This is a genomic window from Corallococcus sp. 4LFB (assembly GCF_046520365.1).
Classification (GTDB): Bacteria; Myxococcota; Myxococcia; order Myxococcales; family Myxococcaceae; genus Corallococcus; species Corallococcus caeni.
On record NZ_JBKGHJ010000209.1, the window covers coordinates 1 to 13,968 of the forward strand.

At 67.5% G+C, this 13,968-nt stretch carries 12 protein-coding genes and 1 pseudogene; 6 read left to right on the plus strand and 7 right to left on the minus strand.

Annotated features, from left to right (window positions below; genetic code table 11):
* Positions 1-319 precede the first annotated feature (319 nt).
* Both ACLEQD_RS22070 and ACLEQD_RS22075 read left to right on the plus strand, forming a co-directional pair.
* Positions 320-2,170, plus strand: a complete 1,851-nt coding sequence (locus tag ACLEQD_RS22070; RefSeq protein ID WP_410386459.1) for an HSP90 family protein — start codon at positions 320-322, stop codon at positions 2,168-2,170.
* Positions 2,167-3,279, plus strand: coding sequence for a hypothetical protein (locus ACLEQD_RS22075; protein ID WP_410386475.1), 1,113 nt, complete (start codon positions 2,167-2,169; stop codon positions 3,277-3,279). The genes ACLEQD_RS22070 and ACLEQD_RS22075 overlap by 4 nt, the downstream gene beginning before the upstream one ends.
* 30 nt (positions 3,280-3,309) lie before the next feature.
* On the opposite strand, the gene ACLEQD_RS22080 is transcribed toward ACLEQD_RS22075, so the two are convergent.
* The 7 genes from ACLEQD_RS22080 to ACLEQD_RS22110 all read right to left on the minus strand — a co-directional run bounded on the left by ACLEQD_RS22080 (position 3,310) and on the right by ACLEQD_RS22110 (position 12,177).
* The gene (locus ACLEQD_RS22080) at positions 3,310-3,900 is read right to left on the minus strand and encodes a hypothetical protein (protein WP_410386460.1); all 591 of its coding nucleotides are present in this window, start codon (positions 3,898-3,900) and stop codon (positions 3,310-3,312) included.
* Positions 3,897-5,378, minus strand: coding sequence for a dGTPase (gene dgt / locus ACLEQD_RS22085; protein WP_410386462.1), 1,482 nt, complete (start codon positions 5,376-5,378; stop codon positions 3,897-3,899). The genes ACLEQD_RS22080 and dgt overlap by 4 nt, the downstream gene beginning before the upstream one ends.
* A 90-nt stretch (positions 5,379-5,468) precedes the next feature.
* Positions 5,469-7,763, minus strand: a complete 2,295-nt coding sequence (locus ACLEQD_RS22090; RefSeq protein WP_410386463.1) for a Tex family protein — start codon at positions 7,761-7,763, stop codon at positions 5,469-5,471.
* Positions 7,764-7,889: 126 nt separating this feature from the next.
* Positions 7,890-10,028, minus strand: a complete 2,139-nt coding sequence (locus ACLEQD_RS22095; protein ID WP_410386465.1) for an alkaline phosphatase D family protein — start codon at positions 10,026-10,028, stop codon at positions 7,890-7,892.
* A gap of 250 nt (positions 10,029-10,278) precedes the next feature.
* Positions 10,279-11,364 (minus strand): recombinase RecA, encoded by a 1,086-nt coding sequence (gene recA, locus ACLEQD_RS22100; protein ID WP_410386467.1) that lies wholly within the window; start codon positions 11,362-11,364, stop codon positions 10,279-10,281.
* A gap of 112 nt (positions 11,365-11,476) precedes the next feature.
* Positions 11,477-11,758 (minus strand): hypothetical protein, encoded by a 282-nt coding sequence (locus ACLEQD_RS22105; protein ID WP_410386469.1) that lies wholly within the window; start codon positions 11,756-11,758, stop codon positions 11,477-11,479.
* Positions 11,759-11,793: 35 nt separating this feature from the next.
* Complete coding sequence (locus tag ACLEQD_RS22110) at positions 11,794-12,177, minus strand: hypothetical protein (protein WP_410386471.1); 384 nt, start codon at positions 12,175-12,177, stop codon at positions 11,794-11,796.
* Positions 12,178-12,325: 148 nt separating this feature from the next.
* Here ACLEQD_RS22110 and ACLEQD_RS22115 point away from each other — a divergent pair, with 148 nt between their 5' ends.
* From ACLEQD_RS22115 to ACLEQD_RS22130, 4 genes and pseudogenes are all read left to right on the plus strand, one after another.
* Entirely contained in the window at positions 12,326-12,928 is a 603-nt protein-coding gene (locus ACLEQD_RS22115; protein WP_410386473.1) for an RNA polymerase sigma factor, read from the plus strand.
* Positions 12,925-12,990, plus strand: a pseudogene (locus tag ACLEQD_RS22120) (hypothetical protein); the annotation flags it as partial. The gene ACLEQD_RS22115 and the pseudogene ACLEQD_RS22120, both read left to right, overlap by 4 nt.
* A gap of 196 nt (positions 12,991-13,186) precedes the next feature.
* A complete protein-coding gene (locus tag ACLEQD_RS22125) occupies positions 13,187-13,405 on the plus strand; it encodes a hypothetical protein (protein ID WP_410386479.1) in 219 nt (72 codons plus the stop codon).
* Positions 13,405-13,905: a DUF3106 domain-containing protein gene (locus tag ACLEQD_RS22130; protein ID WP_410386477.1), complete on the plus strand. Its 501-nt coding sequence runs from the start codon at positions 13,405-13,407 to the stop codon at positions 13,903-13,905. Before ACLEQD_RS22125 ends, ACLEQD_RS22130 begins: the two co-directional genes overlap by 1 nt.
* The last annotated feature ends 63 nt before the right edge of the window (positions 13,906-13,968 follow it).

Sequence of the window (13,968 nt, forward strand, 5' to 3'; positions counted from 1 at the left end):
CCGCCGCCTTCACGTCGGCCTTGGGGGACGCCGGCGTGGCCTGCGCGAAGGCCGCGCCCGCGACGCCCAGCACCGCGCCCACCACCACTGCCTTCAGATTGTTGCCCATCGTTGTCCGCTCCAGGAGGGAGGAAAGAGACGACATGCCACCGTGCCGCCCAGGGGCGCCGCACGGCCGGGGCGCGACATACCACCCCGCCAGGGAGGCGGAAGGGGGCTGGCGTGTCCGGCTGCCATGGGAAGGACACATGCCTTCATCCACCCACGGCGGGGGATTGTGGCCCCGAGGAGGAAGCAGCGCGCTACGCTCGATGGCCACGTGGACCATCGATTCCAAGTCAGCCTCCGTGGGGTCATCGACCTCCTGTCCCACCACCTGTACAGCTCGCCCGGGGTCTACGTGCGGGAGCTGCTCCAGAACGCGACGGACGCCATCCGCGCCCGCCAGCAGCTGGAGCCCCAGGCCACGGGCGCCGTGGGGCTGGAGCTGCGGGAGAAGCAGGACGGCGGGCCCCCCACCCTGCTCTTCACGGATGAAGGCGTGGGGCTGACGGAGGAGGAGATCCACCGCTTCCTGGCCACGATTGGAGAATCCTCCAAGCGCGAGCAGTTGGAGGCGCGCCGCAACGACTTCATCGGCCAGTTCGGCATCGGCCTCCTGTCGTGCTTCATGGTGTGCGACGAGCTGCTGGTGGTGACGCGCTCGGCGAAGGGGGACGGGCGGACGCTGGAGTGGCGGGGCCGGCACGACGGCACCTACGACGTGCGCGTCTCCGAGCACCCCCTGGACGCCCCCGGCACCCACGTCTACCTGGTGGCCCGGCCGGACATGGTGGAGTGGTTCACCCCGGAGCGCGTGCGCCAGCTGGCGAAGCACTACGGCGGCCTGCTGCCCTTCCCCGTCCGGCTCACGGCCGAGGGGAAGACGGAGACGCTCAACCCGGACGGGCCGCCCTGGCGCCGCTTCTACGAGACGCCAGGGGACCGGCGGCAGGCGCTGCTCGCATACGGGCGCGAGGTGTTCGGCACGGACTTCCTGGATGTGATTCCGCTGCGCTCGGAGGCGGGGGACGTGGACGGCGTGGCGTATGTGCTGCCGGCGTCGCCGCACTTCAATGCCAGACAGAAGCACCGCGTGTACCTGAAGCAGATGTTGCTGTCGGAGAGCGCGGAGAACCTGCTGCCGGAGTGGGCGTTCTTCGTGAAGTGCGTGGTGAACGCGAACGGGCTGAGGCCCACCGCGAGCCGCGAGTCCTTCTACGAGGACGCGGTGCTGACGAAGGCGCGCGAGGCGCTGGGGCAGTCCCTGCGCCAGTACCTGATGGACCTGGCGCGCGAGGAGCCCCGGGCGCTGCAGCGGCTGATCGCGCTGCACGGGCTGTCGGTGAAGGGGCTGGCGCTGGACGACGATGACTTCTACCGGCTGGTCATCCACTGGCTGACCTTCGAGACGTCGCTCGGGATGATGACGCTGGCGGACTACCGGCGGTCGTGGCCGGTGGTGCGCTACACGCCGACGCTGGACGCGTTCCGGCAGGTGGCGCGGGTGGCGGCGGCGCAGGGGCTGTGCGTGCTGAACGCGGCGTACACGCACGACACGGCGCTGCTGGAGAAGCTGCCGCACGTGGTGCCGGAGGCGCAGGTGGCGCCGTTCTCGTCGGCGGACCTGCCGCAGAGCTTCGAGGAGCTGACGCTGGACGAGCGCGAGGCCGTCTACCCGCTGCTGCGCCTGGCGGAGGGCGTGCTGGCGCCGTTCCGCTGCGCCGTGGAGGTGAAGAAGTTCTTCCCGGCGGAGGTGCCCACGCTCTACAGCTCGGACGCGGAAGGGGCGTTCCGGCGGGACGCGGAGCGGGCGCGCGAGGAGTCGGACGACCTGTACGCGGGCGTGCTGGACGGGGTGATGGCGGGCACGGGCGGCCAGGAGCGGGCGCTCTTGTGCCTCAACCTGCACAACCCGGTGGTGCGGAGGCTGGCGGCGGTGGAGTCGCGCGAGCTGCTGAAGCTGTCGGTGGAGATGCTCTACGTGCAGGCGCTGCTGTTGGGACAGCACCCGCTGAACGCGCAGGAGATGGCGCTGCTCAACCACGGGCTGCTGGGGCTCATCTCGGCGAGGCTGGACGAAGGCGGCGGGGGCGGTTCGTCGGGCCCTGGCTCGCGGGGGGTGCACTGATGGCGGACTGGCGCCAGCAGGTGGAGGCCTTGCGCGCGCAGGCGGGCGAGCTGCCGGAGGGCGACGCGAAGGTGCGCGCGCTGGAGGAGGCGGTGCGGCTGGTGGACGTGCACGGCGACGTGCCGCTGGGGTACGCGCTGCGGGACGCGCTCATCGACGCGGCGACGTTCGGGGGCTATCCGGACAAGGCGCTGGTGGCGTTCGCGTGGTGCCGGGGGCAGCAGAAGAAGGACCCGCAGCGGTTCGATCCGGAGGACATGCTCTGGAAGCAGAAGTGGGTGGTGGGGCGGCTGGACGAGTTCCCGCACATCAGCCGCAAGCAGATCGCCGACGCGCTGGATGACGTGGACCAGAGCTTCGCGAAGCTGGACGCGGGCAGGCGGGCGGCGCTGAAGCTGCGCTACCAGATGGCCCGGGACATGGGGGACACGGCGGAGGCGGAGCGCCTGTGGGAGGCGTGGCTGGTCGCACCGAGGGATCACCTGACGGACTGCCGCGTCTGCGAGCTGGACGACGAGCTGGACCACCACGTGGACAAGGGCGAGTGGGAGCAGGCCCTCCAGAAGGCGAAGCCCATCCTGGACGGGCGTCAGTCCTGCGCGGAGATCCCGCACCTGACGCTGGGCACGCTGCTGTATCCGCTCTTCAAGCTGGAGCGGATGAAGGAAGCCAGGGATTGCCACCTGCGCGGCTACGCGATGGTGGCGAAGAACCGCGAGTTCCTCTCCACGGTGGGAGAGCACCTGGAGTTCCTGGCGCTGACCGGCAACCTGTCGCGAGGCCTGACCCTGCTGGAGAAGCACCTGGGCTGGGCGCTGGAGCACGCCAGCCACCGGGACCGGTTCACCTTCTACGCGGCGGCGTCGTTCCTGCTGGGACAGGTGGTGGCGGACGGCCGGGATGAGGTGAGTCTGCGATTGCCCCGAGCGTTCCCGCTGCACGCGGTGGACGGGGGCTACGGGACCGGAGCGCTGAAGGACTGGATGGAGTCCCAGGCGCGGGACATCGCTTCGCGGTTCGACGCGCGCAACGGGACGAAGCGATTCGCGGGATTGCTGGCACGCAATGAGGTGCTGGCGACGGAAGCAAGGCTGTTCCCGCTGGATTGAGCAAAGTCAGTCTCAAATCCACGCATCGCTTCACCCTAAGATCTTGGAAACAGAAATAAATCTAGGTGCAGCATGATAATGCTGAGTGTTCTTGCTCCATCGTAGCGAGGCATATCCAGCACAAAGCCGGTGCCCAACCCAACGAGAATCGGTCACCTGCGACCGCTCGGGCAAGTTCACCAGAAGCAACATACCCATAAATGACACCCACTGCCGAAATGGCAGCGGCTTCATAATATACCCATGAAAAGAACGCCCACTATCATACAGCCTCAACGCATCGAAATACCGCGTTCCAAGAACGTCCCGCAACACCCCTAATGAATCCCGTCCCAACCGGCCACTAAAGTCGATCATTGGCAGATGAAAGCCACCGCGTTTCCCAGTGGTCACCAAGGAATGAAACGCCAACTCTTCACCCTCCAAGAGCCCGGCCAACAGTTCCTCGACGCGAGACACAGTAAGTTCTCTCGCCCGGACCTGAATTAACCTTCGCTCATCCAACAAAGACTGCGGCCGATACCTATAATAGCTCAGATTAAAGAACGCCCCGCCATCCAACACCCGAGCAAACTCTTCAATCAGAACAGCAGGATGCGAAAACTCAACTGGCTCACTCAAACTCGAATCCCAGCAAGAAGCTGATACGTTTCCAGCGCAAATCGATCAGTCATCCCCGAAACAAAATCCACAACAAGATGGGCACGAGCAAACCACTCAGCAACCCCATCCTTCACATCAAGATGTCCCAGCCCTCGAGCACGCGCATCCTCATAAACAAGCACATGCTTCTGCGGCAGCAGTCGAAACAACCGACGTTCCAAATCAAGACCAGAAACCCTCTCACCAGCCCTCACAGCGTCAAATGCATCAACATGCAATTTAAGCAGAGGGCTCAAATGCTGCAACAAACCATCAACAACCTGAAAGCCAGCCAACTCCAAGCGCTCCGCATCGGGAGCTTTGAAAATATACATCTGCGCATACTTCTTGAGCGCATCCAGCGCAACTCTCTGCTCCTTCGCACATTCCAAGAGCGAAGGCGACTCTCCCTTCAATATCTCATCATGCTTTTCTACATAAACCTTGGCGGCAACCTCCGTTAACTCGCGCGTAAGCCGTGTCTTAAACGAGAAAAAACGCGCATTCCTTGGCTTGTCCGGCTGCCTCCTCCACTCCTCATCAAGCATTCGCACTAGATACTTCTTATCCACCAACTTCTCTTCGCTCGCCAGCTTAAGCCAAATAGACCGAAGCCTACGCTTAAACTCATCCTGATCGACAAGCCCCTTCTCCAAAGCATCTTCAATATCACTAACACAATACGCTATATCATCTGACGCTTCCATCGCATACGCAAGTGGATGCCGCCGCCCCCGTTCAAGCCCCAGCCCGGCCCATATTTTTCTCACAATCGGCTCTTCCGTAAGAAAATATCCAGCCTTCTTTGTAAACCGACCGCCCCCCTCTTTCTCGTAAGGAGCACGCATGTACTTAAGAAACGCAGCAAGCTGACTCATGGTCAAATTTAGCCCAAACTCATCCAGATTCCACTGTAGCCGCGTCAGGATCCGGAATCCCTGTGCGTTCCCATCAAATTGCGTGAAATCAGGCATGCATCGGGAGTTAAATTTCCCGACAGCCTCGGTAAGCCCAGCACCAACAGCAGCCCGAAGAGTGTCCTGGCCATGCAACTCGAACCACTTACGCACCGCGTATTCACCAAAGTGTCCGAATGGAGGATTTCCGATGTCGTGACTAAGGCACGCGGTCTCAATGGTATTTCTAAATGGTATTTCACTGCCCGCTAATCCCCACGCCTTTGACAACCCTCTTTTTTCAACAATCTCCACAACTTTAAGAGCCAACAACCGACCGACATAGGCGACTTCAAGCGAATGAGTTAGCCGACTCCGAACAGCCGCATTGTCAGCAAGTGGAAAAACCTGTGTCTTCTGCTGAAGTCGCCTCAATGCCGCCGAGTAAAGAACTCGGCCGTAATCACTCTCAGTCTCATTTGCCAGCGAGCGATTCTTGACACTCGAGGGACGAAGCCGCCTCTTTGAAAGCAACCTTGCATAAACTGGCTGTTCAGCCATTTCTCGCTCCCTTGCAGTTCAAAAGCTAAATCCAAGCACACAAAGCAGCAACAAGCCCCCTGAAGCCGAGAGCAATGCTAGCTCAGCGCTTCAGCTTCGAGAACGGATTGTTGAACGGCTCCGGCTTCTTCTGCGCCGGAGCTGATGCACCGGCTTCTGCGCGGGCCGCTGCGGCGCCGGTGCACTGGTGGCGGGCTTCGCCTGCGCGGGCCTCCCCGACGGCTGCGGCGCCCCACCCTCCAGCACCGCCCGCACGGACAACGCCAGACGCTTGCGCGCCAGGTCCACGGTCAGGACCTTCACCGTCAGCCGGTCGCCCACCTTGGCCACCTCCGACGGATCCTTGATGAAGCGCGCGGCGAGCTGCGACACGTGCACCAGGCCGTCCTGATGCACGCCCACGTCCACGAACGCTCCGAACGCCGTCACGTTCGTCACCACGCCCTGCAACACCATCCCCTCCTTCACGTCCTCCAGCGTGCGCAGGTCGTCCCGCGTCGCGTGCGCCGTGAAGTCACCGCGCGGGTCCCGGCTCGGCTTCTCCAGCTCCGCCAGGATGTCCTTCAGCGTCAACTCTCCCAGCTCCGGCCCCAGGTAGCGCTTCGCCTCAATCTTGCGCACCAGCGCCGCGTTCCCCACCAGCGACGCCACGTCCACGCCCAGGTCCTTCGCCATCCGCTCCACCACGGTGTACCGCTCCGGGTGCACCGCGCTCGAATCCAGCGGCTCCGGCCCGCGCACGCGCAGGAAGCCCGCCGCCTGCTCGAACGTCTTCGGCCCCAGGCCGCTCACCTTGAGCAGCTCCCGCCGCGTGGTGAAGCGCCCCTTCGCCGCCCGGTGCGCCACCAGCTTCTTCGCCAGCGACGGCCCCACGCCGGACACGTGCTCCAGGAGCTGCGGTGACGCCGTGTTCACGTCCACGCCCACCGCGTTCACGCACGAGTCCACCACCTCGCCCAGCTTCTTCTTCAAGAGCCCCTGGTCCACGTCGTGCTGGTACTGCCCCACCCCGATGCTCTTCGGGTCGATCTTCACCAGCTCCGCCAGCGGGTCCTGCAAGCGCCGCCCAATGGACACCGCGCCGCGCAGCGACACGTCCAGCTCCGGAAACTCCTCCCGCGCCACCTCCGACGCCGAGTAGATGGACGCCCCCTGCTCGCTCACCGACACCACGGGGACCTGCACGCCCATCGCCTTCAGCGTGTCCCGCGTGAAGACCTCCGCCTCGCGGCTGCCCGTGCCGTTGCCCACGGCGATCAGCTCCGGCTTGTGCTTGCGCACCACCGCCTCCAGCAGCTTCGCCGCGCGCGCCCGCTCGTCCGCGCTCCGCTCCGAGTAGAGCGTCGTCGTCTCCACCACCGTCCCCGTCGCGTCCAGCATCACCAGCTTGATGCCCGTGCGCAGCCCCGGGTCCAACGCCAGCACCGCCCGAGCCCCCGCCGGCGCCGTCAACAGCAGGTGCCGCAGGTTCTCTCCAAACACCCCGATGGCGCCCTTGTCCGCGCGCTCCTTCAGCTCCGCGCGCAGCTCCGACTCCAGCGACGGCCCCATCAGCCGGTCCCACCCGTCCTCCACCGCCGCGCGCAGCTCGCCCGCGAACAGCGACTGCGGCCGCGTCACCACGCGCCCGGTGAAGAGCCCCTTCACCTCGTCGTCCGGCAGCCCCAGCTTCACCTTCAGCACGCCCTCCTCCTCCCCGCGCAGGAGCGCCAGCACGCGGTGGGACGGGGCCTGCGACAGCGGCTCCTCGTGGCCGTAGTAGTTCTCGAACTTGGTCGTCTCGCCCTTCTTCGCGGGCACCACGTCCGAGCGCAGCGTGCCCCGCTTCGTGCACAGGTCGCGGGCCTCGCGGCGCAGCCGGGCGTCCTCCGCCACCCGCTCCGCGCAGATGTCGCGCGCGCCCGCCAGCGCCTGCGCCACGTCCTCCACGCCCTTGTCCGCGCTCACGTAGGGCTTCACGCGCGCGTCCAGGTTCTCCCCGCGCTGGCCCTCCTGCTTCCACACCAGGTCCGCCAGCGGCTCCAGCCCCTTCTCCCGGGCGATGGCCGCGCGCGTGCGGCGCTTGGGCTTGTACGGCAGGTACAGGTCCTCCAGCTCCGCGCGCGTGCGCGCCGCCTGGAGCGCCTTCTTCAGCTCCGGCGTCAGCTTCCCCTGCTCCTCGATGCTGCGCAGGATGGTGTCGCGCCGCCCGTCCAGCTCCGCGCGCTCCGTGGCCCGGTCCAGGATGGCCTGGATTTGAACCTCGTCCAGGCCCCCCGTGGCCTCCTTGCGGTAGCGCGCGATGAAGGGGACGGTGCCTCCCTCTTCGTGCAGTGCGAGGGTCCGGTCCACCTGCTCCGGCTTGATGCCCAGCTCCTGGGCCAACGCGGCGGCATAGACGTGCATGGCGCCCGTCTATACCCCGGCCGGCCCGCGCCTCCCAGAGACGCGCCGCTCGCCCGTGGCCCATGAAGAAGGGCCGCGCGGGGAGCCCCCCACGCGGCCCTTCAGGTCACGTCACGGCCGCCCGGCTCAGGCCGGCTGGATGTCGCTGTTCTTCACGCGGAAGGTGTGCGTGGTGAACTTCGCCTCCAGCTCGCCGTCCGCGCGCTTGGAGTAGTCCTTGGCCACCTCCGCGGCGGGGATGAGGTGGAAGGTGGCGAGCGTCTCATCCGCCTTCACCTCCATCATCACGAAGCCGTGCGAGTCCGCGTCCGCGAAGCGCAGGCCCGGGTTGGACGCCATGAGCGTCTTCTCCATCTCCGTGACGGCGTGCTGGTACACCGGCGCGCCCGTGGCGTAGCCCGCGCCAATCAGCGCCAGGCTGGCCAGGCTCTTGATGGAGCCGGAGGTGATGCCCGGCGCCGTCAGCGTGGGCACGCCCTCCTCCACCGACGCGAACGACGCGTGGATGTCCCCAGAGAGGAACAGCGCGTTCTGCACGCCCTGCGCCTTGAGCGTGTTGAGCATCACCTTCTTCTTCGTGGGGAAGCCGTCCCACTGGTCCACGCTGAAGTAGAAGCGCTGGCGCAGCGTGGGGTCGCTGATGTCCGCCTGCTGCCGGAAGTCCCAGATGAGCGCCGACAGCGACGTGGAGCTCACCACCATCTTCCAGGTGTTCTGCGCCGTGGTCAGGGTCTGCTGGAACCACGCCTCCTGGTCCTGGCCGAACACGTCCTCGCTCTTGCCCGCGGTCAGCTGGTACTTCACCGCCGCGAACAGGTCGAAGGTGTCCTTCACCACCACGTAGCGCGAGCCCTGGATGTTGAAGAGCGCCGCCTTGCCCATGTGCGCGTACGCCAGGCCCCGGGGCTTGTCCCCGGGCGCAATCACCAGGTCCTTCTTCACCGCCGCCAGCACCTGGTTCACGTAGTAGAGCGCCACCGGGCCCGCCACCCACTTGCCGGCCTTCTTCGCGGCCTCCGCATCCGTGAGGCCCGCGGCCTTCGCCTGGCTCAGGTACACGCCCTGGAGCACCTGCTTCTGGGCCGCGTACGCCGGGTCGTCGATGTCCACGTACGCGAACGTGTCCGTCTGGAACGTCGCCTTCACCGCGTCCGGCTGGCCCTGGAGCGCCGCGCCCAGCAGCGTCTGGTCCAGCACCACGCCGCCCGGGTAGGCGTCCTCCGGGATGAGGTGGTCCGGCCGGTAGCTGCGGTAGTCCGTCACCAGCAGCTTCAGGTGCCGGCCGTACTCGAAGTCGCGGTAGATGCGCGAGTTGGGGAAGCGCGGCTCTTGGGCCACGTCGATGACGCCCTCGGGCGACTGCACCGTGTCCAGCGGGATGTACTCCAGGAAGGCCTGCTCCGCGTTGAGCTTGCGGGCCCCCTGCTGCTCGTCCCGCTTGCCGTCCTCGTACGTGGCCACGTCCTGCCAGCAGTCGTCGGAGAACTCGTGGTCGTCCCAGACGATGATGAACGGGTAGCGCTCATGCACCGCCTGCAGCTGCCGGTCCGTGCGGACGTTCTTGTACAGGTCGCGGTAGTTGGACAGCGAGTTCGCCGCCAGGAAAGCGGTGACGCCCGTGCCCTGCGGGAGCGCCTCTTCCGGCGCGCTGAAGCGCACGGCCCGGCCGCCGCCGTCGGACTGGAAGGACGTGTCGCCCGTCGTCTCGTAGACGTAGTCGCCCAGGAACACGACGAAGTCCAGGTCCGCGTCCAGCTGCAGCAGCCGCTGCCAGGCGTTGTAGTAGCGGCCAATGAAGTCCTGGCAGCTGGCGAAGACGAACTTCACCGGCACGTCGTCCCCCGCCGCCGGCGCGGTGCGCGTGCGCCCCACGCGCGTGGTGTGGCGCTGGCCGTCCTTCTCGTAGCTGAAGCGGTAGTAGTACGTCGTGCGCGCGGACAGCCCCGTCACCTTCACCTTCACCGCGTGGTCGTGCTCCGCCCGCGCCGTCAGGTCCGTCTTGTCCAGCACCAGCGTCTTGAAGTCCTCCGCCGTGGAGACCTCCAGCCGCAGGGGCAGGTCGTCCCCGGCGCGGGCCGTGTCCTCCACGCGCACCCACAACACCACGCTGTCCGGACGCGGGTCACCCGACGCCAGCGACTGCGGGAAGTAGGGCGAGCCATCCGAAGTCTCCGTCGTGTCGTCGTCGGAGCATCCAAAGGTCGTCGTCGCCGCGACAGCAACCACGGCTTGCAGGAACGTGCGGCGTTTGAAGGGGTTGAACAAGGCGATGGACTCCAGCGGGAAGCGGGGTGAAGGCGCTTCCAGACCGCGCAGTCTAGAGGCGCTCCTCCCTCCACACGAAACATCCCGGCGACACCCCGGTGATGACGGTGCGCGTCACGCGTCCAATCCCTCTCACGGTGAAGAAAAAGGGGCCGGCCCCATCGCTGGAGACCGGCCCCTTCCTCCTTCACCCGCCGTGCCGCTCCCCCCGGAGGTGCACGGCGGGGCGTTCCTCAGGACACGGGCGTGACTACTTCACGGCCTTCACGCGCGGGCGCTTCTCGCCTTCCGCGGGCTCGCTGGCTTCCGCCGCCGGAGCCGCCGCGGCCGGGGGCTTGCCGATGCCGTACTTCTCCAGCACCAGGGCCTCGACCTCCTTGTAGGTCTCCGGGTGCTCGCGCAGGTACTCCTTCGCGTTCTCCCGGCCCTGGCCGATGCGCTCTCCCTTGAAGGAGAACCAGCTGCCGCTCTTCTCGATGATGCCGTCGTTGGAGGCGAGGTCGATGAGGTCGCCCTCCTTCGAGATGCCCGCGCCGTACATGATGTCGAACTCGACTTCCTTGAACGGCGGCGCCACCTTGTTCTTCACGACCTTCACGCGCGTGCGGCTGCCCACCACGTTCTCGCCGTTCTTGATGGCGCCCACGCGGCGGATGTCCATGCGCTGCGACGCGTAGAACTTCAGCGCGTTGCCGCCCGTCGTCGTCTCCGGGTTGCCGAACATCACGCCAATCTTCATGCGGATCTGGTTGATGAAGATGACGCACGTCTGGCTCTTGGAGATGGTGCCCGTGAGCTTGCGCAGGGCCTGGCTCATGAGGCGCGCCTGCACGCCCATGTGCGCGTCACCCATCTCACCCTCGAGCTCCGCCTTCGGCACGAGCGCGGCCACCGAGTCCACCACCAGCACGTCGATGGCGCCGGAGCGCACGAGCATCTCCGCGATTTCGAGGCCCTGCTCACCGGTGTCCGGCTGGGACAGGAGCAGGTCGTCGGTGCGCACGCCCAGCTTGCGCGCGTAGCCCACGTCCATCGCGTGCTCGGCGTCGATGTAGCCGCACACGCCGCCCTTCTTCTGGGCCTCCGCGACGATGTGGAGGCACAGCGTCGTCTTGCCGGAGGACTCCGGCCCGAAGATTTCGATGATGCGCCCGCGCGGCACGCCGCCCACGCCCAGGGCGATGTCGAGCGAAGTGGACCCCGTCGAAATGGCCTGGACGTCCTTCATCATGGGCTCGTCGTTGCCGAGCCGCATGATGGACCCCTTGCCGAACTGGCGCTCCACCGCCGCCAGCGCCAGCTCGATCGCCTTTTCCTTCTCCTGATTCACGGCCATTTCCCGTCGCTCCTTGGAAGAGTGGACCACCCCGGTCCACCTGAACGCGCTTTTAGTACGCGATGGGTAGACCCTAGTCCACCCCTCTGACATCCGTTTCGGGTCCTGGCGGTCAGCTCTTGCGCAGGGCAGCCAGGAAGGCGGCCACCAGCCCGCCCAGTCCGGCCGCCCAACCCGCCGGAACGTCTGGCACCAGCACCATCCCCAACCCGACCCCGGACACCACGGTCAGCAGCGCCAGGGCTCCGCGATACAGGGGAGAGCCCACGGTGGCAACCGTCAGCAGGGTCAGGGACAGCAGGGTCAGGAGCCCCTGCAGGATGAGCAGCCCGCCAGGCACGACGAGCCCCGCCAGCCCCAGCACCACCTGGAGGGCCAGCGCGCCCAGCCCCACCGCGAGCGCCGGGAAGGGCCCCCCCGCGGGCGGCGTCAGCCGGCGCCCGGGACGGGGGCGTTCTTCAGGTGCTCCAGGTCCTCCGGGCGCACCTCCAGCGCGTAGGGGAAGCCCAGCGCCAAGAGCGACTCCACCGCCGTGGCGCGGCAGGAGCGCCCGTCCGCGTCCACCAGCCCGTCCAGGTTGCCCCCCTCCAGCAGCCGGTGGAAGGCGTCCGCCTCCGTCCGGCCCCCGCCCTGCGCCCCCAGCTCCTCCAGCAACTGGTTGAGGTTCCAGGCCAGGCGCTGCCGCTCCTCGCCCTCCGCGCGGCGGGCCTGCTGCGCCAGCAGGTACATGGGCAGCGGCGAGTCCGTGGGCGGGGTGGGCGTGCCGCCCTGCGCCGGGGGCTCCCAGGGCGCCAGGTCCGACGGAGCCTCCACCTCCCCTCCAGGGTGGGGGGCGGGTGTGCGCGAACGTGGGCGGAAAGCATCGGACACGGTGGCGAAACTGTAACCGGGGCGCCGCGTGGGGTTCAAAGTGGGGGTGGCCCGCAACTTCCAAAGGGCAACGGGGTTTGTGGCTTCACGGATGGATTGGGACCCGGACACGCAGGCGATGCTGAAGGTGGCGGCGGGCGACAAGCAGGCCTTCGCCTGGCTCTTCGACCGGCACCACGCGAGCGTGGCGCGCTTCGCGTACCGCTTCGTGGGGGACGCGGCGCGGGCGGAGGAGCTCACGCAGGACATCTTCGTGAAGCTCTACCGCCACGCGCGCGCCTACAAGCCCACGGCGAAGTTCAAGACCTTCCTCTTCCGGGTGGCGACGAACCACTGCCTCAACGAGATGCGGCGCGGCGAGTACCGCGTGGCGCGCCTCACGGCGGAGGACCCGGTGGAGGACGACGCGGGAGCGGTACGGATGCCAGGGCCCGACGGAGACCGGCCCGACCAGGCGCTGAGCGGCCGGGAGCTGGAGGCGGCGGTGGGCCTGGCGCTGAAGGACTTGAGCGACCGCGAGCGCGCCGCGTTCACCATGTGCCGCTTCGAGGGCATGGCGTACCGGGACATCGCCGACGCGCTGGAGGCGAGCGAGGCCGCCGTGAAGAGCCTCATCCACCGGGCCACCCTGGCGGTGGCGCGCAGGATTGAAGCGTTGCAGGCGGGCACCGTGCCCGCGAGGAGTCGGGCATGAGCTGCGAGCAGGAAGAAGACCTGACGGCCTACGTGGACGGGGAGCTTGCGCCCCCGCACCGCGCGCGGATGGAGGCCCACCTGGGCACCTGCGCGGAGTGCCAGGGGACGGAGCGGCTCTTGCGCCTCACGGTGGCGCGGGTGGCGGAGCTGCCGGACTTCGCGCCGTCCCCGTCCGCGCGGCGCGAAGTGCTGGCGCGCGTGGACGCGCTGCCGCCCACCTGGCGCCGAGCGGCTCGCGCAGCTCTTGAAGCCCGGCGTGCTGGTGCCCTCCGCGGGCCTGGCCGCTGCGGCGGTGCTGACGCTGCTCGTCGCCGGACGCACGCGCGTGGAGGCGCCCGCGCTGGAGGAGTGGGACCCGGGCGCGCTGGAGGTGGCGGCGAACCTGGAGCTGGTCGAGGACTACGAAGTGCTGGGGCTGGACAGCTCCGAAGACCTGGAGGTCGTCGAGAGCCTCCACGAACTGGGGATGCCGTGATGCTGGGAAGAATGACCGCCGGACTGCTGACCGTGGCGCTGATGCTCTGCGTGGGAGCGCCCGCCCGCGCGGCCAACGCCCCCACGCCCACCGCCGCGGAGCGCTTCGAGAAGCTCCCGCCGGAGCAGAAGGAAGCCCTGCGCGCGAAGCTGCGCGAGTTCAAGGCGATGTCCCCCGAGGACCAGGCCCGCGTGCGCGCGAACCTCCAGCGCTGGCGACAGCTGCCCCCGGAGGAGCGCGAGCGGCTGAAGACCAACCTGCGCGACTTCCAGAAGCTGTCCCCCCGGGAGCGGCAGGCGGTGCGCGAGCAGGTGCGTGAGCTGCGCGGCCTCACCCCGGAGCGCCGCGCGGAGCTGCGCCAGCGCGTGCGCGCCTACCTCAAGGAACACCCGGAGCGCCGCGAACAGATGCTGGAGAACATGCGCCGCTGGCGGCAGATGTCCCGGGAAGAGCGACAGGAGGCACGCGAGCGGCTGCGCGAAAGGCGGCGGAACAAGTGAGGCCCGCCCCCTCCTGGCTGCTGCTGTTCGCGCTCACGGCCGCCGTGCCCGCCGGGGCCCAGC

What these genes read in the sequence shown, in the direction of transcription:
- dgt (WP_410386462.1), bottom strand. Translation starts at nt 5,378, where the DNA reads ATGGCTGAACAGCCAGTTTATGCAAGGTTGCTTTCAAAGAGGCGGCTT.
- ACLEQD_RS22090 (WP_410386463.1), bottom strand. Translation starts at nt 7,763, where the DNA reads ATGCACGTCTATGCCGCCGCGTTGGCCCAGGAGCTGGGCATCAAGCCG.
- recA (WP_410386467.1), bottom strand. Translation starts at nt 11,364, where the DNA reads ATGGCCGTGAATCAGGAGAAGGAAAAGGCGATCGAGCTGGCGCTGGCG.
- ACLEQD_RS22115 (WP_410386473.1), top strand. Translation starts at nt 12,326, where the DNA reads ATGGATTGGGACCCGGACACGCAGGCGATGCTGAAGGTGGCGGCGGGC.
- ACLEQD_RS22130 (WP_410386477.1), top strand. Translation starts at nt 13,405, where the DNA reads ATGCTGGGAAGAATGACCGCCGGACTGCTGACCGTGGCGCTGATGCTC.